This window comes from Soehngenia sp., from assembly GCF_055108775.1.
Map to the genome: position 1 here is coordinate 1 of NZ_JBSQIL010000001.1, position 26,271 is coordinate 26,271.

A 26,271-nucleotide genomic window follows, 5' to 3' on the forward strand; every position below is an offset into this window, starting at 1 on the left:
GTCTTGTTATTTCCTTTTGGGTCATATTAAAAATCTCCTCTCTCATACTGACATTTTATCAGATTAAATTTAATATGACATTATCATAGAATATTTATACAAAAGAGTATAAATAACTTGACAAAACAAAAATAAAGATTTATTATTAATATACCATATAGGGGTATAGGAGTGATGAAATGGAAATTATTTTAACAGATTCTGCAAAAGAGGAATTAAATAAAGTCCTTGAAAGCAGAAAAAACAAAGACAAAGTATTGAGAATTTTTTTAGCAGGCTATGGTTGAAGTGGTCCAAGTTTTGGAATGGCTCTGGAAGAGCCAAAAGCAGAAGATACAGAAGTTGAGGCTGATGGATTTAAATTTTATATAGAGGATTTGGCTTTTGAAAATTTTGATTCATTTACCATAGACTATAGCAACAATTGGCTAAGACGAGGTTTTAGCATTTTGCCAAATGGTTTGAAAGAACAAACAAGTTGTTAAAGAAAAAAAGGTGGGTACCCCACCTTTTTTTTGTGCTATAATATAGTTGCATTTTATTTTGAAAGGAGTGATGGCTGTGGATTCTAGTCCGCTGCCCGAAGGTAAAAGCTTAATAACTGGAACCACAGCCATTGTCTGTGGTTCCTCAAAATTCGAATAAGGAGGAATACTATGGACAAAGAAAAAGAATTAGAGATGATTTTAGACTTAGTTGCGAGTAAGAAATACGTAGAGCTAAAAGAAATTCTCAAAGATATGAATGAAGTAGATCTAGCCGATATTTTAAATGAAATTGAAGCTCAGACTGCGGTTTTACTTTTTAGAATGCTTCCTAAAGGCCTGGCAGTTGATGTATTTGCACATCTAACTATAGAAAGGCAAAAAGAAATTATTAATGTCATAACAGACAAAGAACTCAAATACATCGTAGAAGAATTGTACTTTGATGACATGATAGACCTTTTAGAAGAGATGCCAGCAAATGTAGTAAATAAGATATTGCTACAGTCCAACAAAGATGAGAGAGATTTGATAAATCAATTTTTGAAATATCCCGAAGATTCTGCGGGAAGCATAATGACTATCGAATATGTGGATTTAAAGAAAAACATGACAGTAAAAGAAGCACTAAAGCACATAAAAGAGACAGGACTAACCAAAGAAACGGTTTACACATGCTATGTAACCGATGAAAATAGAAAGCTAGAAGGCATAATTTCCCTTAGAAAACTGGTTACATCTGAGTTAGATCAAATAATTGAGGACATCATGGAAAGAGATGTAATATACGTAAACACTCATGATGATCAAGAAACAGTTGCCAATATATTTAGGAAATATGGATTTTTAGCACTTCCAGTAGTTGACAACGAAAACAGACTTACAGGGATTATAACTGTCGATGATATAATGGATGTCATGGAGCAAGAAGCCACTGAAGACTTTCAAAAGATGGCAGCTATGGCACCATCCGATGAAGCTTATTTAGAGTCAAGTGTGTTTGAATTAGCAAGACACAGGATATTTTGGCTATTGATTTTAATGGTATCAGCCACTATTTCAGGAAGTATAATAAGTGGAGCAGAAGAAGTTTTAACAGCTATGATAGTATTAAATTCATTTATCCCAATGCTTATGGATACAGCTGGTAACTCGGGGAGCCAATCATCTACATTGGTAATAAGAGGACTGGCAACAGGTGAAATCGAGATGGGAGACTTTTTAAAAGTCTTATGGAAAGAATTTAGGATTTCTATAATTGTAGGTGTTGTCCTTGCTTTTGTAAATTTTTTGAGATTGTACTATCTTGTAAAAGTTGACTTTAGTATTGCTATTTTAGTCTGTTTAACTCTGATTGTGACGATAGTGGTCTCAAAACTATTAGGAGGTACATTGCCATTAGTAGCAAAGAAATTTAAAATTGACCCAGCAATCATGGCAGGACCACTTATCACAACAATTGCTGACGCAACGAGCTTGACAATATACTTCTACTTAGCAAAATTAATATTACAAATATAAATTATTAATAAATTTTAATATATGAAATAACACTTATTATTGACAACATTAGGGTATAAATAGTATAATAGTGAGCGTTTGACATTTTACCCTTTTAGTGTTATACTATACCTATGATGAGTGTCCCTACACTCCTTCTGCCCCGCGTAAGGGAAACTTTTTTTGGAAGGTGGTTTTGATAGGTATGGATAGTATAACTAAGATCAGAGAAGATTTAGAGGGATGCATTGGAAAAAAAGTAAGACTTAAAGCCAACAAAGGCAGGAAAAAGACAACTATCAGAGAGGGAATACTAGAATCAGCATATCCTAGCCTTTTCGTAGTGAGAATCAACAATGACTATGACAACGCTAGAATTGTAAGTTACACTTATTCTGATGTGCTAACATCTACTGTGGAAATCACAATTTTAGAAGATTAGAAATGACATAAATATAGTTAAGGGTCTGCGCAAAGCAGATCCTTTTTAATTTTAAAAATTAAATTAATATGATATAATTAAATAAAACTAGGTTAGGAGAGATATGGTGGTTTATGAAATAGATGCTAAGGCAAAAATTAACCTTGCTCTAGACATAATCAGAAAAAGAGATGATGGCTATCATGAAATCAAATCGATAATGCAGGAAATATCACTATGCGATAAATTGATATTTAAAGAGATAAAATCAGGAGTAAAAATAGTATCAAACAATGAAAGATTGCCTCAAAACAAAGATAATCTAGTGTATAAGGCATATGAAATATTAGCTGAGATAACGAATACCAAGACTGGAATTGAAGTGAATATAATAAAAAATATTCCTCTTTCTGCAGGACTCGCAGGAGGCAGTTCAAACGCAGCAGCTACATTAATTGCATTAAATGAAATGTGGGGTTTGAAATTTTCAGTTGAAAAGCTCATGGAGATAGGAGAAAAATTAGGCTCAGATATACCATTTTGTTTAGTTGGAGGCACAAAATTAGCTGAAGGAAAAGGTGAGAAGTTAACTGATATAAAACCTTTTAAAGATAAACATATACTGCTTGTAAATCCGGGATTTGAAATCTCAACACCCTATGTTTATAGTAAAATAAAGATTGATGATAATAGAATTGACATTGATACGCTCATCAAAGCTATTGAGATGAACGATATTCACACAGTGGCAAATAGACTTGAAAACAAAATGGAAAAAGTAGTGTTAAAAGAATTTCCACTAATAAAAGAGATAAAGGACTTTATGCTTAATAATGGAGCATTAGGAGCATTGATGAGCGGGAGTGGGGCTAGTGTATTCTCGATATATGATGATTATGAAAAGTTAGAATACACTAAGATGAAAATGGAGAAAAAATATCCATATTGTTTCCACACTTTAACTATATAAATTCAGAAAAGTATGAGCAAATACAACTATTTCGGCAGGGGATACCTGCCTAATATTCGGCGGTAAATGCCTAAAATTCGGCACGGAGGTGCGGTTATGAAAGATACTTTTTTAAGAGAAAACATATTTGAAGTACTAGACTATTTAGAAGAAGGAATACATATAATAGATGCTTCTGGTAAGAGCATATATTATAATGCTTTCGCCCAAATGATAGACGGAGTTGAGCTTAATAAAGCTATTGGGAAACATCTGCTTGAGATTTATCCTTCACTAGATGAAGAATCTAGTACATTGCTTACAGCCATTAGAACTGGGGAAGCTATCTTGAGAAAAGAACAGACTTTTGTAAATTACAAAGGGGAAAAGATAACAACTATAAATTCTACCATTCCAATAAAGAGCAAAGGCAAGATAATGGGTGCAATTGAGATATCTAGAGATATCACGCAAGTAAGAGAACTATCTGAAAAAGTTGTTGACCTGCAGAGTCAATTATTCAAGAAAAACGATAAACTCAACCCGACAAATGAATATGCCAAATATACATTCTATGATATTGTCGGCAACAACAAAGAAATATTGAAGTTAAAAGCATTAGCTAAAAAAGCTTCTGAATCAGATGCTCCAGTCATGGTGTCTGGAGAAACAGGAACAGGAAAGGAATTGTTTGTCCACTCTATCCATAGTGGAAGCAAGAGAAGACATGGACCTTTCATAGCTCAAAACTGTGCAGCTTTACCTTCAAACCTCTTGGAAGGAATACTATTTGGAACATCAAAAGGCGGGTTTACAGGTGCTGAGGACAGACCTGGACTATTTGAATTAGCTAATGGCGGGACATTGTTCCTAGATGAAATAAATTCCATGCCACTTGAACTTCAACCCAAACTTTTGAGAGTGCTTCAAGACGGCAATGTAAGAAGAGTTGGAGATACAAAAGTTAAAAATGTAGATGTTAGGATAATCACAGCACTAAATATTCAGCCTGAGGAAGCCATAGAAAAGAAGATGCTAAGAAAAGACCTCTTTTATAGACTAAATGTAATCACTTTAGAGATACCGCCACTAAGAGAAAGAAAAGATGACATAGAGACACTGACTAATCATTTCATAGAAAAGTACAACATGCTTTTAAACAAGGAAACTAAAGGCATATCTAAAAAAGCTTTAGATCTTTTAAAAAGCTACACTTGGGAGGGAAATGTGCGTGAATTAGAACATCTCATTGAAGGAGTCATGAGCGTCTATGATGTAGACATAATAGATATTGAGCATTTACCTGAAAAGATGAAAAGGATTGCAAATAAAAAGAACAAGAAAAAGTTTGAATTAGATTTAAACCAAGTCTTAAGCGAAACAGAAAGGAATTTGATATTAGAAGCATTGCAAGCGACAGATGGAAATATATCCAAAGCAAGCGAAGCGTTAAATATACCAAGACAAACTCTACAATACAAAATCCAAAAGTATAACATTGAGTTAAGATGAGCCTTTGAGGCTCATTTTTTTATACGTGATGCCTAAAATTCGGCAATAAAAACCTTTTCCTGATTTATTTAAATACAAAGTGAGCAAAATAGCTATTTTTTTAACAAAGATATATTGGCACGAAAATTGCAATAAATAATAATGTAAAAAAATATGAGGAGGAGATGCCAATGAAAAAAGGAAGTCCATATGGAGTACACAGAGTTATTGAGCCAAAAGGTGTACTACCACAACCAGCATTAAAGATTGACAATACTATGGAAATTTATGACAATGAGATACTTATCGATGTAAAAACTTTAAATGTTGATTCAGCTAGCTTTACTCAAATAGAAGAGCAAGCAAAAGGTGATGTCGAAGAAATCAAAAAAATCATGATGAGTATAGTTGCTGAGAGAGGGAAACACCAAAACCCAGTTACAGGGTCAGGTGGAATGTTAATTGGAACTGTTGAACAAATTGGATCTGCTTTAGAAGGCAAGACCGATTTAAAAGTAGGAGATAAAATCGCAACTTTAGTTTCTCTATCACTTACTCCTCTAAGGATAGACGAAATACTTGAAGTAAGAAAAGACATAGATCAAGTTGACATCAAAGGCAAAGCAATATTATTTGAATCAGGAATATACGCAAAATTACCAGAAGACATACCAGAAAATCTAGCACTTTCAGTTTTAGATGTAGCTGGAGCGCCAGCACAAACTGCAAAATTAGTTAAACCTGGAGATACGGTAGTAGTATTAGGCGGGACAGGTAAATCGGGCATGCTCTGCTTATATGAAGCAAAGAAAAGAGCAGGAGTTACAGGGAAAGTTATCTGCATAGGCAGTAGAGATGAAACTATAAACAGGGTAAAACAAGCAAATTTAGCTGATGTATATATCAAAGCAAATGCACAAGATGCAGTAGAAATCATGGAAAAAGTTGCAGAAGCTACAAACGGGGAAATGGCAGACATAGTAATAAACACTGTAAACATTCCAAACACTGAAATGTCATCAATCCTTGCAACTAAAGATGAGGGATTAGTATATTTCTTCTCAATGGCAACAAGCTTTACAAAAGCTGCTTTAGGAGCTGAAGGAGTAGGTAAAGACGTTACTATGATCATTGGAAACGGATACACTAAAGGACATGCTGAAATAGCACTTAACTTAATGAGAGAATCTGAAACCTTAAGAAAAATATTCACAGAGCTTTATGCTTAGTAAAAATATTTGGAGGTATTAAAATGAGAAAATACAACGAGATTCCGTTGTGGAAAGATGTAACAGAAAATGAATGGAATGACTGGAAATGGCAAGTAAGAAATAGAGTTTCTGATGTTGAAACTTTAAGTCAAATCATAAATTTGACTGAACAAGAAAAACAAGACATAAATGAAGTACTTAAAAAATTCAGAATGGGTATCACTCCATACTATGCATCATTAATGGATCCAGATGATCCACATTGTCCTGTTAGAATGCAAGCTGTGCCAACAATAGCAGAAACTCACATATCAGGCGCAGACATGGAAGATCCTCTTCATGAAGATGCTGATTCACCAGTTCCTGGGCTTACACATAGATATCCAGATAGAGTATTGTTCTTAATAACAGATCAATGCTCAATGTATTGCAGGCATTGTACAAGGAGAAGATTTGCAGGGCAAAAGGACTCTCCAGCTTCAATGGAAAGAATAGATGCTAGCATTGAATACATCAGAAATACACCACAAGTTAGAGATGTATTGTTATCAGGTGGAGATGCACTATTAATTGGAGATGACAGACTTGAATACATCATCAGCAAATTGAGAGAAATACCTCATGTTGAGATAATCAGAATTGGTAGTAGAGTTCCAGTTGTTATGCCACAAAGAATTACTGACGATCTAGTGAACATGCTGAAGAAATATCATCCAATATGGTTAAATACACACTTTAATCATCCAAAAGAGATTACACCTGAATCAATGGAAGCTTGTAGAAAATTAGCAGATGCAGGCATACCTTTAGGTAACCAATCAGTACTTTTAAGAGGTGTAAACGACTGCCCACATATCATGAAAGACTTAGTTCATGGGCTCGTTAAGATGAGAGTTAGACCTTATTACATTTATCAATGTGATTTATCAATGGGAATTGAACACTTCAGAACCAAAGTATCAAAGGGAATCGAAATCATTGAAGCTTTAAGAGGACATACATCAGGTTATGCTGTACCAACTTTTGTAGTTGATGCTCCTGGAGGAGGAGGAAAGATTCCAGTAATGCCACAATACTTGATTTCTCAATCTCCAACCAAAGTAGTTTTAAGAAACTACGAAGGAGTAATCACAACTTATGTCGAGCCAAATCACCTTGAAGAAGAATGCCACTGTGATGTATGCCAAGGCAAAAAAGAATCTAAATCCACTGGAGTAGCTGAACTTCTTGAAGGCAATGAAGTAAAAAATCTCGAGCCAAGCTATTTAGAAAGACATGAAAGAAGTAAGAAACACAACAAATAGTCATGCAACTATTAGATTTAATTAAAGAACAATACAAGATAATATCAATAATTGGAATGAGCAAAAATGCTGGAAAGACTACCACTCTAAACGAGATAATAACTGAAGCTTACGAAGAAGACATACCAATAGGGATAAGCTCAATTGGCAGAGACGGAGAAAGTTTGGACATAGTCACAGAAACTGAAAAACCAAAGATTTGGGTATCTGAAAACACCTATGTTGCGACTGCTCAAAGTCTTCTACTCTTAAGTGATGCAAATGTGGAGATAATGATGACTACAAACTATCGAACGCCATTAGGAGAAGTAGTCATTGGAAAAGTAAGATCTGCTGGGTACATTCAACTAGCAGGTCCACAGAGTTTAAAGGAAATGAAGAAAGTTTCAGAGTATATGCTAGGCTTAGGTGCAAGATTTGTAATCATAGATGGCAGCCTTGATAGAAAATCACAAGCAGCTCCTACTATTTCAGATGCAACTATTTTAGCTACTGGAGCAGCCATATCAAGAGATCTAAATAGAGTCATCGAAGAAACACTTCATACTATAAACCTACTCAGATTAAAGAAAGTAGAAGATAGATATGAAGAAATTTTAAAGAGTCTTTTATTAGAAAACACAATAGCTGTGGTTGATGAAGAATTAAAAATCGAAAGGTTAAAGTATAAGACTGCTCTGGGAATGGGAAGAGAAATTTCCAAGCATTTAAAAGAAAATTCAAAATACCTTTTGATACCGGGTTCTCTAGTTAAATCGACTGTAAGTGAACTCTTAAGCTCTACACACCATTTTAAAAATGTAACAATTGCAGTATCTGATGGAACTAAAATATTTATCCCCCCCAAGGATTATTTACATTTCATTAGAATGGGTTTAAAGCTAGAGGTAGTTTATCAAATCAATTTAATTGGAGTAACAGTAAATCCCTATTCTCCATATGGCTATTATTTTGAGCCAGAAGAGCTTTTAAAAAAGATGAGAAATTATATCAAAGATATTCCAGTTATAGATATTATGATAGGGGGTTAAAATATGTTTTTAGATCAAAAGACTATTGATGCATTGGATTTTCAGTATGTCTATGACAAGATAGACTGCATAACTCCCTATGGAAATATTTTTAAATCTAGAATGCATTGCTATAAACCTGGGGAAGAGGAAGCTCTTTCCCAGCAGTTTTTGATGCTCGAGTCATTTATTCCATTTATCAAGAACACATCAATCAGAAGTGGATTTAACAATATTTTAAGTCATTTTAAAGATTTGAGGCAATCCATTAAAAGAGCTAATGATGGCTTTATATTAAATGATGTTGAATTTTTCGAGATAAAATCAATGCTTTATTTCTTAAGGGATTTAAGTGAATTTATAAAAGATAATAATATACCCATATACGAGGAGACTAAGATAAAGCCGATTGAACCATTGGAGAAACTTTTAGATCCAGAAAACACTAAAATATCATCCTTTTATATCTATGATATATACTCTGAAGAATTAAAAAACATAAGAGATAAAAAAAGAGAAATAGATAAGAGATTAAAGACAGAGCTAAAAAATATAAGAGAAAGCATCAAAGAGGAATTAAAACTAGATGTTAGACCTGATAACACAGTCGTTATTTCAAAAGACAAGAAAGATATACTAGATAAAATAAAAGAAAATCCTAATCTAAACTATGTATCTGAAACCTATTTAAATGTCAAATTTAGCATAAAAACTACTGAGGTGATAGATAGATTAGAAAAGGAATTAAATTTATTGAGGAAAAAAGAAGAACTAGAAGAGATGAGGATTAGAGAAATCCTCACAAAAGAGATTAAAAAACACCAAAAGGCAATTTACAGAAACATATCAAGCATAGGAAAATTAGATTTGCTCATTGCAAAAGCAAAATTTGCTGTTGACTACAACTGTGTAAAACCTCAAATAGTGAAAGAACATATAATCGAAATTGAAGACGGGATTCACCCAAAAGTAGCTGAGATGCTTTCTAAGAAAGATTTAAAATTCACACCGATATCGATTTCGTTAAAAAAAGGTGTAACTTGCATCACAGGTGCAAACATGGGAGGAAAAACCATCACTTTAAAACTTGTTGGGCTGCTTTCTGCTATGGCTCAATATGGGTTGTTTGTAACAGCTAAAAAGATGACTCTAGGACTTAGTGAATACATAAAGTCATCTATTGGCGATATGCAATCCACAGATAGTGGCTTATCTACTTTTGGTGGAGAAGTAAAAGTAGTAAAAGAGGCAATAACAAGAGCTGACGAAAGAGGACTAATACTAATTGATGAATTGGCAAGAGGAACAAACCCAGAAGAAGGCTATGCCATATCTAAAGCCATAGTTGAGTATTTAAAAGACAAACAGGCGATAACAATTTTAACTACGCATTATGACAACGTAGCAGATTTAGAAGATGTAGTCCATTTACAAGTTGTGGGGCTGTCGAATTTAGACATAAAAAAATTGAAAGAAGAAATGAACGCAGAAGAAGGTTTTGAAATCATCAATAAATACATGGACTATAGGCTAAGGACTGTTGACAAAGACACTCCAATTCCAAGAGATGCATTGAATATAGCCCGTATTATGGGATTGGATGATGAAATAATTTCATTAGCCGAAAAAAACTTAAAGAAGAATTCATGAAAGGAGTGTTAAAGTGGGAAAACTAAATCTTGATGTAGAGAAAATAAACAAATCAAGACAATCGGCTAAGAATATAGCAGATGAAGTACAAAAATTTATAGATCAACACACTACTGTGGCTACAGAAAGAACAGTAGTGAGGTTGCTTGGAGTAGATGGAGTAGACGAAATAGGAAAACCACTTCCAAATGTTGTAGTAGACAATATCAAAGAAGGAGGAGGACTCCAAAGAGGAGCAGCCTACTGGATGGGAAATGCAATTGCTAATTTACAAATAACTCCTCAAGAAATAGCAGAAAAGATTTCCAAAGGAGAATTAGATATAACAAGACTTCCTGCAAAAGATGAAGGAAAGATAAAAGAAGAAATATATAAGATCGCTAAAGAATCTGTTGAAAAAATTAAAAATGTAAGAAAGACAAGGGAGCACTTTCTAAATACGCTCGGCGAAGGGCCAAAACCATATCTATATGTCATAGTAGCAACAGGTAATATTTATGAAGACATCATTCAAGCTAAAGCAGCCGCAAAACAAGGCGCAGATGTAATCGCTGTAATAAGAACCACAGGACAGTCATTGCTTGACTATGTACCATATGGAGCTACAACAGAAGGTTTTGGAGGCACATATGCAACTCAAGAAAACTTCAGGCTCATGAGAAGAGCATTAGACGAAGTTGGCGAAGAAATAGGCAGATACATCAGGCTCACTAACTACTGCTCAGGACTTTGCATGCCAGAAATAGCAGCTATGGGTGCAGTAGAAAGACTTGATATGATGCTAAATGATGCACTATATGGAATACTATTTAGAGATATAAACATGCAAAGAACTCTAATAGATCAATTTTTCTCAAGGGTAATAAATGGGTTTGCTGGCATAATCATAAACACAGGAGAAGACAATTACCTGACAACAGATGATGCAGTTGAAGCTGCTCATACGGTATTGGCATCCCAATTTATTAATGAACAATTCGCTTTAAAAGCAGGTTTAAAAGAAGAACAAATGGGATTAGGTCATGCATTTGAAATGGATCCTTCACTAGAGGATGGATTTTTACTTGAACTAGCACAAGCTGAAATGGCAAGAGAGATTTTCCCTAATGCACCATTAAAATACATGCCACCTACTAAATTCATGACAGGAAATATCTTTAAAGGTCATGTTCAAAATGCGATGTTCAACATGGTTTCAATCATGACTAACCAAGGTATACAATTACTTGGGATGTTAACTGAAGCAATACACACACCTCATTTGCATGATAGATATCTTTCAATTGAAAATGCTAAATACATCTTCAACAACGCAAGGCATTTAAGTGAAGAAATAGAGTTTAAAGAAAATGGAAGAATCCAGCAAAGAGCTAGTGAAGTATTGGATAAAGCTTGTGATTTATTGGCTCAAATTGAAAAAGAAGGATTGTTCCAAACAATAGAACAGGGTAAATTTGGCGGAGTTAAGAGAATGAGAGATGGTGGGAAAGGATTAGATGGAGTTTGCAAAAAAGACTCTGGCTACTTTAACCCATTCATTGAATTGATGCTTGGAGGTGACAAGTAATGACTGAAGCTCAAAAAGTGGATTTAACAAAAGTAATGCCTTATGGTGACACTTTAAACGATGGAGTTATGCAGCTAAGCTTTACACTTCCAGTGCCATATGGAGATGAGGCTAAAGAAGCAGCAAGGCAAATCGTATTGAAAATGGGTTTTGAAGAAGCCTCGGTGGTATACGCACATGACTTAGGAGTAGAGTACACTTATTTTATAATGTACGCTAAGACAAGGCAAACTGTGGACTTTACATCAATTGAAGTTCCTAAAGTAGACGTAGAGGTCATGGAAAAAGAAGACATAGAAAACTTCATCAAAGAAAATATCAAGAGAAATATAGTAGTTGTAGGAGCTTGCACAGGGACAGACGCTCATACAGTTGGAATAGACGCCATCATGAACATGAAAGGCTATGCTGGGCACTATGGACTTGAAAGATACGAAGGCATAGAAGCATACAATCTAGGAAGTCAAGTACCAAATGAAGAACTGGTAGCTAAAGCCATAGAACTAAATGCTGACGCAATCCTTGTATCTCAAGTAGTAACTCAGAAAGATGTTCATATTCCAAATTTAACTGAACTTGTTGAACTGTTGGAAGCAGAAGGCATTAGGGACAAGGTTGTACTCGTCTGTGGAGGTCCAAGAGTTACTTATGAACTTGCAAAAGAACTCGGCTATGATGCAGGTTTTGGCAGTGGATCATACGCAGAAGATGTAGCGACATTTATAGTAAATGAAATAGTAAAGAGAAATTTAATAAATAAATAATACGACAAAAAACTTTCATAGATTATCTATGGAAGTTTTTTGTTTTCGACTAAAAATGATAGTATTATTCTATGAAAAGGGGTATATTAAAATAATAGAGGTGATACTTATGGAGCTTTATATAAAAACTTTTGGCGAGTTTGATGTATTAGTTGGTGAAAAATCAATCATAGATAATCTAAAAAGAAGCTATAAGATTATGAAGCTCCTTCAATATTTTATTACTTTTAAAAACCAGAAAATATTGCCTGAAACCATATATGAAACTCTCTGGGACGAATATGACTCAATGGATACTAAAAATGTGATTAAAGGACAGATTTTTAGATTAAAAAAAGGACTTAAAGAAGCTTCAATAGATGAAGATACTATGACGATAGATTTTGTAAATGGATACTATATATTAAAGACAAATGGCAAGGTTATAGTAGATAGCGATATTTTTGAAAAATTGATAGATGAAGCTAATCGAAATCTCACAAATGATTTCAATGAAGCTTTCAAATTGTACAACCAAGCTTTTAAGATATATGAAAACCAGTATTTAGATAACTTTGGATATGAACTATGGTTAGTGCCAATAAGAAATTATTTTAGAAAATTATATGTAAATGCAGTTGAAAATGTAGTTGAACAATATAAAAAAGCAAGAATGAATAATGAGATTATAAATATTTGCCAAAAAGCATTATCTAAGGAACCATATGAAGAAGAGCTTCACCAGTATCTTATTGAAAGCCTATTGGCTAATGGAGAAATAAAACAAGCGGTAGATCATATAAAATATTTACAAAATGAATTTACAAAAGGCACAGGTATATTTACTATAGACACCATAAATCGGCTTGAGGATATCTTTGAAAAGCACCAAAAAGAAAATAACAATAATGAATCAATTGAAATTGAAAAATTAAAATATTTAGAAGGTGCAATGAAATTAGATGAAGAAGAATTTAAAGTTATTTATCAGGTAACTAAAATTAGAAGAAAAAATCCAAACGAAGGGAATTATCTTTTAATAGTAGAACTCGACGATTTTAAAAAATATGATTCACTTAAGAAAATATGGCAGGATTTCACTTCAACTCTAATTACTAGAACTTTTAGGAAAAGCGATGTATTTACAATTTGGAGGAATGAAAAATTTTTGATTTTACTAAGCGATGTTAAGCATGGAGCGGTTTCAAGCTTAGAAAATCGATTTCTAATTAATTACTATGAAGCCGATGATGAAAAAGCTTTACCCATAAAGTTGAAACACATCTTATTAGAAGAAGACACAAAAATAAAACTTTAGAATTTCAAAAACTTGAAATAAATATAGCCTAGTGCTAAACTATAAAAGAGTAACTGGAAAAACAATTACTCTTTATTTTTTTGAGGTGATTTATTGATAGAATTATTTATTATTTTTAAGACAATTATATATACTGATTTAATTAAGGTTAATAACAATAGAGTTATCATAGTCCTTCTAACATCTTTGATAACACTATCGTTTATATATGTTATATTGAGTTTAAAAACCAACAAAAAATACTTGCTGGTATTTTTGTTTTATACTGTATTTTCAATAATATTGTTTGCAAATGCGATGTACTTTAGCTATTTTAATAGACTTATTTCCTTAGATGTGTTTAAACAGGTAGGGCTTGTTGGAGATGTTAAAGAAAGCATTCAAGAGTTAATTAGCTTTAAAAAATTAGCGCTTTTACTTGACATACCAATTATTGGTATATATTTGTGGCTTTTAAAAAAGAAAAAAATATCGTATAAAGTTTTTAAGATTAGCGAAAATAGAGCAAAAAAGCTAATAAAAACTTCTGTGCTTATGGTCGTAATCCTTTTTGTATACATGTTTTCAAAAGGGCAAATGAAAGCAGTTGTAGCTGATGAAATCTATTCTTTTTATGTCAATGATGTTATCAGTTTGATCAAAAAAGATGATAATTTACAAGATGTATCTGTAAAAGAGGAAAAGTTAAAAGAACTTTTAGATAAAGAATATCCTATAAACGAATACACTGGCATCGGGGAAGGAAAAAACTTGATAGTTATACAAGTAGAAGCCCTTCAAAACTTTGTGCTGTTTGAAGAAATCAACGGATTTGAGATCACTCCAAACTTAAATAAACTCGTTAAAGATTCTTGTACTCTATATTATGATAATTTTTTCCAACTAGTCGGGAAAGGAAATACATCAGATGCAGAAGTGGCAATTTTAAATTCTCTATATCCATCTTTAACTGAGCCAACTAACAATCTTTATCACAGCAATTCATACTATGGATTACCATGGATATTAAGAGATAACAGTTATACTTCATGGGCTTTTCATGGATATGAAAGAGAGTTTTGGAACAGAGATAAAGCATTTAAAGCTCAAGGTTTTCAAAAATTTATTGCCCAAGATGATTTTGTATTTGACAACTACATTGGATTTGGCATACCCGACAGGGAATTTTTCAAGCAGTCACTTGAATACATCAAAGAGCTTGATAGAATAGACGAAAACCCATTTTTTGCATTTTTAATCACACTTACAAGCCACACTCCATTTAAGATGCCGCCAAACGAGATTTACACAGACTTAGGAGAATTAGAAGGTAGCCTCACAGGAAACTACATTCATGCAATTCACTATGCAGATATGGAAATAGGCAGATTTATCGAAAACTTAAAAGAAGAAGGCTTATATGAAAACTCAGTAATAGCCATTTACGGAGATCACTTTGGGATTGCATCATATGATGAAAAAGAAAAAGTAAATGTAGAAAAAGTAATAAAAGAAAGATACGACTTCGACACTATGATGAACGTACCCCTGCTAATCCATGTTCCTGGGGAAGATATAAACAACACTATATCAACCGTTGGAAGTCAATTAGACTTTTTGCCAACTATATTAAATATAATGGGTATAGAAAATGAAAAGGGGATAATGTTTGGTAAGGACTTAAGCAATAAATATGATGAAAGCTACGCCTTCCCAATGGGCTACATCAAAGAAGGTTCAGTCATTTCAAAAGATGAGATGTTAGTAAGAGATAAAGCTCTTTTTGAAAACAGCAGGGCATTTAATAGAAATACAAGAGAAGAAATAGATATAGAAAAATTTAGAGAACTAAGTGAAAGGGCTTTGGAAGAGATCGATCTATCGAATTATGTTTTAGAGTCAAATTATATAGATAGATTACTCAATGATTAACTGGCATTAAGGGGGAATTTAAATGCTAGAGTTGATGATGATAATAAAATCGATTATTTATGCAAATGCGATTAAGATAGATAATAATAAAGCTTATATTGTTCTATTAACCTTCTTTATCTCATGTGCCATTTTTTCATTTATATCGTGGAAAAGCGGGGACAATAAGAAGAGAAATATAATGTTCTTTTATAGTCTGATTTCAATATTGATGTTTGCAAATGCAGTGTATTTTTCATATTTCAATACACTTCTATCTATAAATGTATTGTCTCAAGCAAGGCAGTTAAACACAGTAAAAAACAGCATAAAACATCTTTTGGATTTGAGTAAGATAATATTGCTGTTAGACATACCATTTGTCTACTATTACTTAAACAAGAAAGAAAAACTATTTAACGGAAAAGGTGCATTAAAATCAGAGGACTACAAGAACATATTTAAAACATCATCAGTATTTGTATTGAGTATATTTATATATTTATTTGGTATAGGTGAATTAAAATCAGTTATCAACCAAGAGTTTTACTCACACCAAGTTGTGGATTTCTACAACATAGTAAAATCTGATAGAACAACTTTAGCTGAGGAACAGACGATGGAAGATGGGCTCAAACAAATCGAAAAAAGGATGAAAAATGAGGGGCAGAACTATCATGGGATTGGAAAGGGGAAAAATCTCATTGTCATACAAGTAGAATCTCTAGCGAATTTTGTCATGTTCAGGGACTATGATGGACAAGAGATAACACCTAATCTGAATAAATTAGCATCATCGCCTCACAGCTTATATTACAACAACTACTTTCAACTAATAGGCAAAGGAAATACTTCAGATGCTGAATTTGTATCTTTAAATTCACTCTATCCATCCATGGAAAAACCAACTTATTTTCAATACGCAGACAATAAATTCTATGGCCTGCCTTGGCTAATGAGGGACAATGGCTACACTGCATGGGCATTTCACGGATATCAGAGGGATTTTTGGAATAGAGACGAAGCCTATATCAACCAGGGGTTTGAAAGATTTATAGCTGAAGATAATTTTAACTTCACTGAAGAAATTGGCTTTGGGATAACTGATAAAGACTTTTTTAATCAATCTATGTTTTATATAAACCAATTAGATCAGAAAGATGAAAACCCATTCTTTGCATTTTTAGTCACATTGACAAGTCACAACCCATATGAAATGCCAGAGGAATACCAAAAAATAAATATTAAAGAAGAGCATAAAGACTCTTTAACAGCTAATTACCTTCAATCCATACACTATACAGATGAAGCTATCGCAGAATTCATTCAAAACTTAAAGGACAACGGGATTTACGATGATTCGGTTATAGTGATTTACGGGGATCATTTTGCTATAAATGCAGGACTTGAAACAGAAGAGGAGATATTAAATTATTTATTAGGTAGACCTTATGATTACGACATGATGATGAACATACCTCTGATAGTTCATATACCTAATGAAGATTTAGGAGAAACAGTTACAATTGTTGGCAGTCAATTGGATTTTTATCCAACAATAGCAAATATTATGGGATTTAAAAATACAAAAGGAATTGTATTTGGAATGGACTTGAACAATCCATCCAGAGAAAATTATGTTTTTCCTCAAACTTATTTGTACAAAGGATCAGTTATAACAAAAGACTATATTTTCGAGTTTTCGAGAGATGGAGTCTATGAAAATAGCATTGCAATAAATAGAATAAACAGAGAAGAAGTGGATATAAATAAGTTTAAAGATATTTATCAAAGGGGTATAAGAGAAATAGATCTGTCTGATTATATTTTGAAAAGCAACTATTTCATGGAATACATCAAATAAAGGGATGATATGAATGAAAAAGAAAACCAATAAAATACTAGTACTTTTACTCACGCTTACACTTCTACTGCCAAGTTTTAGTTTTGCTCAAACATCAGTAGACTATAGCTATGTGGATTTTATAGTTGAATATATAAATGCTCATTACATTAAAGACATAGACTACGAAACTCACCAAAACAACATATTAAAAGGTCTACTGCAAAACTTAGATCCATACAGCGACTACTACACTAAAGAAGAGTATGAAGAGTTTATAAACAGTTTAAATCAATCATTTTCAGGTATAGGCATAGTCTTAAAGCTTGAAAATAACAAAGTGGTAATTGATAGAGTCTTAGATGACACACCTGCAAAAGCTCAAGGTCTAAAAGCAGGAGATGTTATAGTAAGCGTCAACTATCAAAAAGTAGAAGGACTTAGCTTGGAACAAGTAACTTCTCTATTGCGAGGGAAAGCTGGGAATATAGTTCGCATCGAGATAAAACGAGAAAATGAATTAAAGGTCTTTAAAGTAAGGAGAGAAAAAATTGAAATCTCACCAGTAGAATACGATGTATTCAAAGGAGTAGGCTATATAAAATTAAACAGCTTTGGTGACAAAGCGAGTGAAAAAGTAAAGGAAGCACTTAAATATATAGATACTGTTGGAACTAATAAAGTCATACTTGACTTAAGAGATAACCCTGGGGGATATTTAGATGAGGCAGTAAAAGTAGCCAATCTATTTGTTCCCAAAGGACCTATAGTCCATATAAAAGATAGATATGGAAATGTTCAAAGCTATTATTCCGATTTAGAAAAGGTTAAATATGAACTTGTTGTATTGGTAAATCAAAATAGCGCAAGTGCATCAGAAATAGTAGCAGCAGCTGTTAAAGACTCAAAAGCAGGTTACATCATTGGGACAAAGACCTACGGCAAAGGAACGGTACAAAATATAGTTACTCTTCTTAGAGGAGATGCGATTAAACTTACAGTTGCTGAATACTTTAGTCCAAACTGGGTAAAGATAAATGGAGTAGGAGTAAAACCTGATTTGATAGTTGAAAACAAAACCTTTGATACTCAACTTGAAATGGCTATAAAGCACTTAAGTGACTAAGTTGCTTAAATGTAACAAACTTGTAACACTAAAATCAAAAAATTAGTGTATAATCAAAGTATAGTAACTACTTTAGCAAAGAATGCAATATATTTACATTTTGTTGACCAACGCTAAAGTAGGTGTTATAATAACTGTAAAGTGCGAGTTACTGTACTTAACAGTACAAATCAAAACAAAATTATAAGGAGGTAATTAGAACATGAAGAGAACCCTATCATTGGTGTTAGCTTTAGTAATGGTTCTAGGAATGATTCCTGTTTATGCACAAGCTGCAACTCCTCAAGAGGAAGCAGGGGAACTTCTAGAGCAATTAGGCGTTCTTAAAGGAGATCAAAACGGCAATTTAATGCTAGATAAGACTCTTTTAAGAAGAGACGCAGTAGTAATGCTAGCTAGACTTCTAGGCGAAGAAGAGGTAGCAGAGAATTATCCAGACGCTCCAACATGGAAAGACATAACAATCAATTATTATATACCTTTCCTAGGATGGGCACAAGCAGAAGGATATTACAAAGGATATAACGATGCAAAATTCGGATTTGAAGATGACATAACTGTACAAGATTACGCTCTAGTATTATTGAGAGCACTTGGCTATACAGATGTTGAGTGGGAAGATGCTTATACAACAGCTAAAGACTTAGGTCTATTAGAAGGTGTAACTCTTGAAGCTACAGCAAAATTGCCAAGAGGAAATATGTCAGTTATGACAGTAACAGCACTTAATACAAAAGTTAAAGACAGTGAAAAGACATTAGCTGAAACTTTAGAAATTGAAATGCCTGCAGAATTTACTATGACTGCACAAGCAACAGGAGCTAAGAAGATCACTGTAACATTTAACAAACCAGTAGACAAGACAAAAGCAGTTATTGAAGTTACTAGAGGGACAGTAAAACCTTCAGTAAAATCAGTTACATGGGCAGATGATAATAAATCAGCAGTAGTTGAATTTAATACAAACATGCTTGCTGGAGATTACACTGTAAAAGTAACTGGATTAACCGATGAAGCTTTGATAGCTACTCTAAAAGTAGAAGCTGCAAAACTTACTTCCATAGAAATTAAGGGAGATGTCTTAGTAATTTCTAATGATCCTGGAGTTACTCCAAATACTAAAGTTAAAGCAGGAGTTGTAGGATTAAATCAATACGGAGAAGAAGTATCATTAACTGGCGCAAATGTTTCTTCATCTAAGGGTACTGGATCAATTGTTTCAGGACAGTTGGTATTAACTGTATCTCCTGGCGCATTTGTAGTTGGAGAAACTGTTGTTGTTACTATAGTTGACCAACAAACAGGTGTTGTAGCTACTAAGACTATGAAAGTTGCTCAAGGGGCACAAGTAGCTGAAATAAAGATTGGTGAACTTAAAACTGATGATCCAACATTAGCTACAAAACCAATAAATGTAAGTAATTTGAATGGTACTAATGGCAGTAATTTAGAAAAGTATTATATTCCTGTTGAAATAAAAGACCAATATGGTAATTTATTAAAAGCAGGTGAATTAAAAACAGGAGTTGAGATCTACACTTCAAATGCACAAATATTAAATCCTAAAGGATTTAAGGATTTAGCAGATGGCAGAACCGTAATTGAGTTACAGACTGCTTCTCCATCAGCATTATCAGGAACAGTTGTATTGACAATAGTTGCTCAAGCAACAGGGAAAACAGCTTCTGCTACATTTAACGTACTTGCAGATGCAAAAATAGATATTGTTACTGTTGGTAATCCTGATTCTGAATTAAAAATCAATAAGGCAACAACATTACCTGTAACTGTAATTGACACATATGGCAATGAGATTGCTCTTAAAGATATAGAAATTACTGGCTCAGGTACTAACTCAGGTACTAATAAGTTAACTTTAAAAATTAATGATACAGACAATGATACTACCATATCTGTAACAAATGCAACTTTAACTACAAAAACCAACTATACAACTGGTGTTGTAACAATCCAAATAACACCAACTGCATCACCAATATCAGTAATAGTAGTTACTGGAACTGGTAAAACTCAAACTCTAACATTGACAGCACTTCCAGCACCTGTAGCTGCATCTATAAAAGGAATGAGTTCTGATTTCGTATCAATGTTAGCAAATGATCCAACCATGGAAACACAAATAGAAGGAAATGTAGTATTCCTAGACCAATATGGTGAAGAAATAGAAGTAGGTACTACAGTTGGGACTGGATATTACTATACAGTTACACCTAAATCTGTCTCATCAACTACAATGAGCGGTATAAAGATTAAAGCAACAGCAACAGCTGGATCTGATGTTTATACTGTTAAATTGTTTAAAGATGATACAGCTGATGTACTTCTAGATCAAATGGATGTAACAATAACAGTAGTAGATCTAGATGATATAACTCAGTTTGTAATAAATGATATGAACAAAATTTATACTGGTACTGGAGATGCTAGACAGCCAGAACACAATCAAACAGTGACAGTCTACGGTATGTATAATGGCAATAAAGTAGAAGTTCCACAATCTGTAATAGTTACAGTGTATGACAATGTTGGATTGACAACTGGAGGAGCAATCACAGGATATACGACAACAAGTGGAGCTGAAACAAATGGAGCCGACAAAACTGCAACTATTACAGTTTTAGTAGAAGCTGGTACAAAGAGCTATACTTTAACTAAAGATGTTGTATACAGTGACGCTGCACCAAAAGCACAATCTCTCACTGTTAAATCAGATGGTGTAACAGTTGAAGGTGCTGTAGAAATTCCAGTTAATGAGATTAATAATCTTAATTTAATAACAGGTTCAGCATTGCAATTTGTTGCTATTGACCAATATGGAGTAGCTAAGACATCAGGATTTAGCTTTGCAGTAACAGGAGTACCAACAGAACGTACAGTCACTGTAGATGATAGTAGAACTTTAACAGCAACTGGTTTACAAGCAGGCGATAGTTTCGTTGTTCATGGATTCGTAGATGGACTTAACAAACAAATCACTGTTATTGCAGTACCAGAAGAACGATAATCAATAAAAAATAAACCACAAAAAACCTCGGGTTTCCTGAGGTTTTTTTATGCCCAATTTTTGTTGAAACGTAGTACATATTACTCCCTTTTCATATATATAAAGTATAGGGAGGTGAGAAAATGGTTGAGATAACAAAGAAAAGTTTAAAGCTTGAGTTAGACGGTGGAGTAGTTGACGGAAAACAAAAGATCGACTCCAAAACCTACTCAAATATCAGTTTAACTGCAACAGATGAAAATATACTGTCTGCAGGAGAATTGATTTCAGGACTTCAAGAAAAAGCACTTATCAATGTTAAAAGAATCGAGGAAGCTATCATTACAGAATAAAATAAGAAAGGAGAGAATTTATGGAAAAGACTAAATTAATCATGCAGTTTTTAGACGCTGCAAACAGAGCATACAACATATCAGTCGACAACCCCAGAGCTGATTTGACTCAAGAAGAGATACACCAAGCTATGACAGGGCTTGTCGGACTAAATACCTTTGTATCAAGGAATGGTCTATTGACAGCACCAAGCAAAGCTAGCATAGTTACAACATCAACTACAGAAATGGAATTTTAAAAAAGGGAGCCTAGGCTCCCTTTAATTTAAAGAGGTGAAAACATGGAAGAGCTCTATACAAACATAGCCAATTTAGGTTTTCCTATAGTTATATCGCTATTTTTGCTAGTGAGAATCGAAGGAAAGCTAAATGAGTTAACTAAAAGTATAACTGAGTTATCTAAAGTCATAGAAACTAAACTAAATTAAAGGGATTGATTAATCAATCCCTTTATCAGCTTCAACTACTTTTCTATTGATAATAAATCCAGTCCCCAACAGAACCCAAAAGATAGGCGCAACAGACACTATGCTATCATTTGATAACCCTGTAAATAGATACATGCAGATTGCAAAGAATATTCCAAGTCCTGCAGATTCCATAAATGAATTGTATTGACTCTTTTTAAAATATGCTTTAAAGCTTGAAACAAAATACATTAAAAACAAAGCCAATTCTGCTAACAAAGACAATAGTCCTGTAGTTATTGCAGTATGCAAGTACATATTGTGTGGTTTATCAACCACTGTATAAATACTATTTAACCCCTTTATCTTTCCTACAAAATCATTGTTAGGGAAGTATATCCCATAGGTATCAGGACCAAGTCCAATAAATATTGTATCCTTTATCAAAGGAATAGACCTAGACCATATATAACCTCTATTAGATGCCATATATTCTCTACCTTCAAAGTTAAAGTACTCAGCCCTAATCTCTTCATTTCCAAGGAGTTCTCCTCTATACCCCAATGCTTTTGCATTGTTATTTTCATCATATGCAAATCGGATGGATTTTGCTCCTTTATTTGTTGCCAAATTAGCTTCTACTACAAGCCCACTAGCATCAGACATTAACAACTTAAATGTATGCTTATTATATGGCTCATTTTTTATCTTATATACGCCTTCTTCAATCATTTCAACTTCGAGTGGTGAATTGTTTTCATCGTAAAAGCTAAAAAATCCATTTTCATTGACTACTTTTATTTCATGGTCATTAAATTTTATATTTATATTATTTTCATCTAATACTATATCTTCAAAATCTATGTAGCTCACTTCTACTAAAGACTTAACCCCTGATATCAATCTATCTGTTACTGTTCCATCTAAAGCAGTGTTTACTCCGAAGAATATAACTAAGATGATGGCAAAAGACAGCGCAAAAAATTTTAAATTGTGCTTAATTTGTTTTCTATAAAAGATTAGTGCAAGTACTACATAAACTCCAAGACTTAAAAGTGCCGCTCTTGATCTAGAGCCAAGTAATGTCAAGAAGTTTGCTGCACCTACTATCAAGAAGAAGAGTTTTTCTTTTCTATTCTTCAATAGCAGTACTAGAGTGAGCGATATGGTAAATAGCATACTAGTGTAGACTCCGACATAGTTGATGTTGTAAAGCGTGCCGTATGTTGCTTTACTTTCTGCAAATGTGAAGTTTAGGGTGTCTTTTAAATGCTCATAAGCACTTGGAAGGATCAAATTCTTACCAAAATCTGTCATAAAGATATCTCTTCCTAAAAATTGTGTCAATCCTATCAGACTCATGACAATTGATGAAATAGATAGAGCATAAACTAATACTTTCACTTGTTTTTCATTGTCAATAGTGTTGTATGCTAAAAACATCAAACTCAAATATGAAAGAAGTGCATACATCCCCTCATATCTATCAATAAACCCTTTTGTTGCGACGGATCTATAGTTTGAAAAAATAACTGAAAGAATTATTAAGATTGCATAAATTAGCATCGGATAATAGAACTTATCTTTTCTTAATTCGATTTGTCTATTTAAATAGCACCTTGAGAAAAACATGAATAGTCCGACAGCAGTTGTTATGGTTAACCAAACCATTTTGTAATATGAGAAAAAGTCAGCATTATCCTGACCATTTGTGAAATACTTCAGCTCTTCAGGTACAGGCACAACCTTGAGGTAGATTATTAAAGGAATAATTGCTACTGCGACAATAAGGGGTAGTATGATCCATATGTCATATTTGTACTTTTTCTTTATAGTTTTATCTTTCTTAGCCATGTATGCCTCCTTAAATTTTTTAGTATATAAGTATTATACATCATTTAAAGCGTATTTTTAAGGGAATAATTTAAAATTAGTCAATGTTTATTGAAATAAGGAAATTTTTGTTGTAGTATATTCTAAAAGGCTAAAAGGAGGTGAATTGACATGCGGTTTAGTAAAAAGATCCTGCTTATGATTATTATTGATTTTTTAAGTATTAATATTTCTGCAATATTATCTCTATTATTAAGGTTTGAAAGCATAACGAATCCTCAATTCTTAGATTATTTAGAAGTGTATAAGAGCACATTTCTGTTTATTTCAGTTTCGAAGATTTTAGTATTCTATTTATTTGGACTTTATAAAAGTATTTGGAAGTACGCAAGTATAGATGAAATGCTAAAGATAATAGGGGCAGGCGTCGTCGCAAATATAGCAGCTATTGCAGTAATTACATTTTTACAGACATCACTACCTAGGTCTGTTTATGTGATGATGACAGTATTTGATATTGGATTTATTGGGGGTTTTAGATTTCTCTTAAGAACTGCTAATGAAAAATTAACTCACAAAGTCAAATCTAATGACGACAAAATCACAAGAGTTATGATAGTGGGAGCAGGCGATGCAGGTGCGATGATATTAAAGGAGTTTAAAAATCACTACTCCTATGCATATAAACCTGTGGTTTTTGTAGACGATGATAAAAGTAAGAAAGGGAAGGTAATTTATGGAGTGCCTGTGGCTGGGACTAGAGAAGATATACCAGTACTTACAGAGAAATACAATATCGATGAAATAGTTATTGCCATACCGTCAGCACCTAAATCTGAAGTAAGTAAAATAGTCGAAATAGGGAAAAACACTAAAGCAAGGTTAAAGATTTTGCCCGGCATGTATGAACTCATAGATGGGGTTGTAAGTGTAAGTGCGATAAGAGATGTGCAGATCGAAGACTTACTAGGTAGAGAAGAGATCAAAACTGATTTATCAGAAATAAGTAAATACCTAAATGGAAAGGTAGTTTTAGTTACTGGTGGAGGAGGGTCAATTGGCTCTGAACTAGCAAGGCAGATTTCAATACAAAACCCTAAGAAGTTAATCATATTAGATATATATGAGAACAATGCGTATATGCTTGAAAACGAACTGAGAAAGAGATTTCCAAATTTGGACTTGATTGTATACATAGCTTCAATTAGAGATGAGCAGAGAATCAGAGAAATTTTAAGAAGAGAAAAAGTTGATGTGATATTTCATGCTGCGGCACACAAACATGTGCCTTTGATGGAAACTAGTCCAAAAGAAGCAATAAAAAACAACGTATTTGGTACTGTAAATTTAGCTAAAGCTGCTGTAGAAAACGGAGTTAAGAAATTCGTGATGATATCGACAGATAAAGCTGTAAATCCCACCAATATAATGGGGGCATCAAAGAGAGTTTGTGAACTTGTAATCCAAGCTTTTAATGACAGGTACGATACAGAATTTGTTGCAGTAAGATTTGGTAATGTGCTTGGCAGCAACGGAAGCGTAATACCCCTATTTAAAAAACAGATTCAAGAAGGAGGGCCTGTCACAGTTACACATAAAGATGTCGTTAGGTACTTTATGACCATACCCGAGGCAGTATCATTAGTCATCCAAGCAGGTGCGATGGCAAAAGGTGGAGAGATTTTCATATTGGATATGGGAGAGCCAGTTAAGATTATAAAACTTGCTGAGGATTTAATTAAATTATCAGGATTTGAGCCCTACACTGAAATACCAATTAAAATCACAGGATTAAGACCAGGAGAAAAGCTGTATGAGGAATTAATACTTGACGAAGAAGGAGTCAATGCTACAAAGCATAAGAAGATATATGTTGCAAAGCCCACGAACATTGATTATGAAGAATTAGAAAGCAACTTGAAGGAATTGAGAAAAGCAATTAATGATCTTAGTGATGATGAAATAAGGTCATATGTAAAAAGAATAGTAAAGACATATAAATTTGAGGAGTGAATACTCCTCTTTTTTGTATGTATTCTATAAATATTTGTAGATAGAATAGATTAGTTAATAAGTAAGAAATATAACTAAAAAATTGACGATTTCAAACTATGTAATCACACAGATAAGAATAAAGAATTTTAAGCTGAACATTTCGTAAATAAT

21 protein-coding genes are annotated in these 26,271 nt (G+C 33.4%); 20 read left to right on the forward strand and 1 reads right to left on the reverse strand.

What is annotated here, in order from left to right; translation table 11 throughout:
* The first annotated feature begins 179 nt into the window (after window positions 1-179).
* From ACTB1H_RS00005 to ACTB1H_RS00095, 19 genes are all read left to right on the forward strand, one after another.
* Entirely contained in the window at window positions 180-485 is a 306-nt protein-coding gene (locus tag ACTB1H_RS00005; protein ID WP_463260775.1) for a HesB/IscA family protein, read from the forward strand.
* Between the two features lie 171 nt (window positions 486-656).
* Window positions 657-2,006, forward strand: a complete 1,350-nt coding sequence (gene mgtE / locus ACTB1H_RS00010; RefSeq protein ID WP_463260776.1) for a magnesium transporter — start codon at window positions 657-659, stop codon at window positions 2,004-2,006.
* Between the two features lie 184 nt (window positions 2,007-2,190).
* Entirely contained in the window at window positions 2,191-2,427 is a 237-nt protein-coding gene (locus tag ACTB1H_RS00015) for a Veg family protein (RefSeq protein WP_463260777.1), read from the forward strand.
* Window positions 2,428-2,533: 106 nt separating this feature from the next.
* Complete coding sequence (ispE, locus tag ACTB1H_RS00020; protein ID WP_463260778.1) at window positions 2,534-3,376, forward strand: 4-(cytidine 5'-diphospho)-2-C-methyl-D-erythritol kinase; 843 nt, start codon at window positions 2,534-2,536, stop codon at window positions 3,374-3,376.
* 96 nt (window positions 3,377-3,472) lie between these two features.
* Window positions 3,473-4,867 (forward strand): sigma-54 interaction domain-containing protein, encoded by a 1,395-nt coding sequence (locus tag ACTB1H_RS00025; protein ID WP_463260780.1) that lies wholly within the window; start codon window positions 3,473-3,475, stop codon window positions 4,865-4,867.
* A gap of 170 nt (window positions 4,868-5,037) precedes the next feature.
* Window positions 5,038-6,075 carry an L-erythro-3,5-diaminohexanoate dehydrogenase gene (gene kdd, locus ACTB1H_RS00030; protein ID WP_463260781.1) on the forward strand — a complete coding sequence of 346 codons (1,038 nt, stop codon included), beginning with the start codon at window positions 5,038-5,040 and terminating at the stop codon, window positions 6,073-6,075.
* Window positions 6,076-6,098: 23 nt separating this feature from the next.
* Window positions 6,099-7,361 carry a lysine 2,3-aminomutase gene (gene kamA, locus ACTB1H_RS00035; protein ID WP_463260782.1) on the forward strand — a complete coding sequence of 421 codons (1,263 nt, stop codon included), beginning with the start codon at window positions 6,099-6,101 and terminating at the stop codon, window positions 7,359-7,361.
* Between the two features lie 2 nt (window positions 7,362-7,363).
* Window positions 7,364-8,392, forward strand: coding sequence for a lysine 5,6-aminomutase reactivase subunit KamB (gene kamB / locus ACTB1H_RS00040; RefSeq protein ID WP_463260783.1), 1,029 nt, complete (start codon window positions 7,364-7,366; stop codon window positions 8,390-8,392).
* A gap of 3 nt (window positions 8,393-8,395) precedes the next feature.
* Window positions 8,396-10,021, forward strand: a complete 1,626-nt coding sequence (gene kamC, locus ACTB1H_RS00045) for a lysine 5,6-aminomutase reactivase ATPase KamC (protein WP_463260784.1) — start codon at window positions 8,396-8,398, stop codon at window positions 10,019-10,021.
* 13 nt (window positions 10,022-10,034) lie between these two features.
* Window positions 10,035-11,588 (forward strand): lysine 5,6-aminomutase subunit alpha, encoded by a 1,554-nt coding sequence (gene kamD / locus ACTB1H_RS00050; RefSeq protein WP_135270429.1) that lies wholly within the window; start codon window positions 10,035-10,037, stop codon window positions 11,586-11,588.
* The gene (kamE, locus tag ACTB1H_RS00055) at window positions 11,588-12,352 is read left to right on the forward strand and encodes a lysine 5,6-aminomutase subunit beta (protein ID WP_463260785.1); all 765 of its coding nucleotides are present in this window, start codon (window positions 11,588-11,590) and stop codon (window positions 12,350-12,352) included. The genes kamD and kamE overlap by 1 nt, the downstream gene beginning before the upstream one ends.
* Before the next feature lie 109 nt (window positions 12,353-12,461).
* Window positions 12,462-13,649, forward strand: a complete 1,188-nt coding sequence (locus ACTB1H_RS00060) for a bacterial transcriptional activator domain-containing protein (RefSeq protein WP_463260786.1) — start codon at window positions 12,462-12,464, stop codon at window positions 13,647-13,649.
* A 93-nt stretch (window positions 13,650-13,742) separates the two neighbouring features.
* Window positions 13,743-15,560, forward strand: a complete 1,818-nt coding sequence (locus ACTB1H_RS00065) for an LTA synthase family protein (protein ID WP_463260787.1) — start codon at window positions 13,743-13,745, stop codon at window positions 15,558-15,560.
* Window positions 15,561-15,582: 22 nt separating this feature from the next.
* Complete coding sequence (locus tag ACTB1H_RS00070; RefSeq protein WP_463260788.1) at window positions 15,583-17,403, forward strand: LTA synthase family protein; 1,821 nt, start codon at window positions 15,583-15,585, stop codon at window positions 17,401-17,403.
* A 13-nt stretch (window positions 17,404-17,416) separates the two neighbouring features.
* Window positions 17,417-18,508: a S41 family peptidase gene (locus tag ACTB1H_RS00075; protein ID WP_463260789.1), complete on the forward strand. Its 1,092-nt coding sequence runs from the start codon at window positions 17,417-17,419 to the stop codon at window positions 18,506-18,508.
* A 202-nt stretch (window positions 18,509-18,710) separates the two neighbouring features.
* On the forward strand, window positions 18,711-21,533 hold the full coding sequence (locus ACTB1H_RS00080) for a hypothetical protein (RefSeq protein ID WP_463260790.1): 2,823 nt from the start codon (window positions 18,711-18,713) through the stop codon (window positions 21,531-21,533).
* Window positions 21,534-21,655: 122 nt separating this feature from the next.
* Window positions 21,656-21,865 carry a DUF1659 domain-containing protein gene (locus ACTB1H_RS00085; protein ID WP_463260791.1) on the forward strand — a complete coding sequence of 70 codons (210 nt, stop codon included), beginning with the start codon at window positions 21,656-21,658 and terminating at the stop codon, window positions 21,863-21,865.
* 20 nt (window positions 21,866-21,885) lie between these two features.
* The gene (locus tag ACTB1H_RS00090; RefSeq protein ID WP_463260792.1) at window positions 21,886-22,104 is read left to right on the forward strand and encodes a DUF2922 domain-containing protein; all 219 of its coding nucleotides are present in this window, start codon (window positions 21,886-21,888) and stop codon (window positions 22,102-22,104) included.
* A 42-nt stretch (window positions 22,105-22,146) separates the two neighbouring features.
* A complete protein-coding gene (locus ACTB1H_RS00095) occupies window positions 22,147-22,293 on the forward strand; it encodes a YvrJ family protein (RefSeq protein WP_135270438.1) in 147 nt (48 codons plus the stop codon).
* A gap of 9 nt (window positions 22,294-22,302) precedes the next feature.
* On the opposite strand, the gene ACTB1H_RS00100 is transcribed toward ACTB1H_RS00095, so the two are convergent.
* Window positions 22,303-24,126, reverse strand: a complete 1,824-nt coding sequence (locus ACTB1H_RS00100; protein WP_463260793.1) for an O-antigen ligase family protein — start codon at window positions 24,124-24,126, stop codon at window positions 22,303-22,305.
* A gap of 150 nt (window positions 24,127-24,276) precedes the next feature.
* On the opposite strand from ACTB1H_RS00100, the gene ACTB1H_RS00105 reads away from it, so the two are divergent.
* Window positions 24,277-26,118: a polysaccharide biosynthesis protein gene (locus ACTB1H_RS00105; RefSeq protein ID WP_463260794.1), complete on the forward strand. Its 1,842-nt coding sequence runs from the start codon at window positions 24,277-24,279 to the stop codon at window positions 26,116-26,118.
* The last annotated feature ends 153 nt before the right edge of the window (window positions 26,119-26,271 follow it).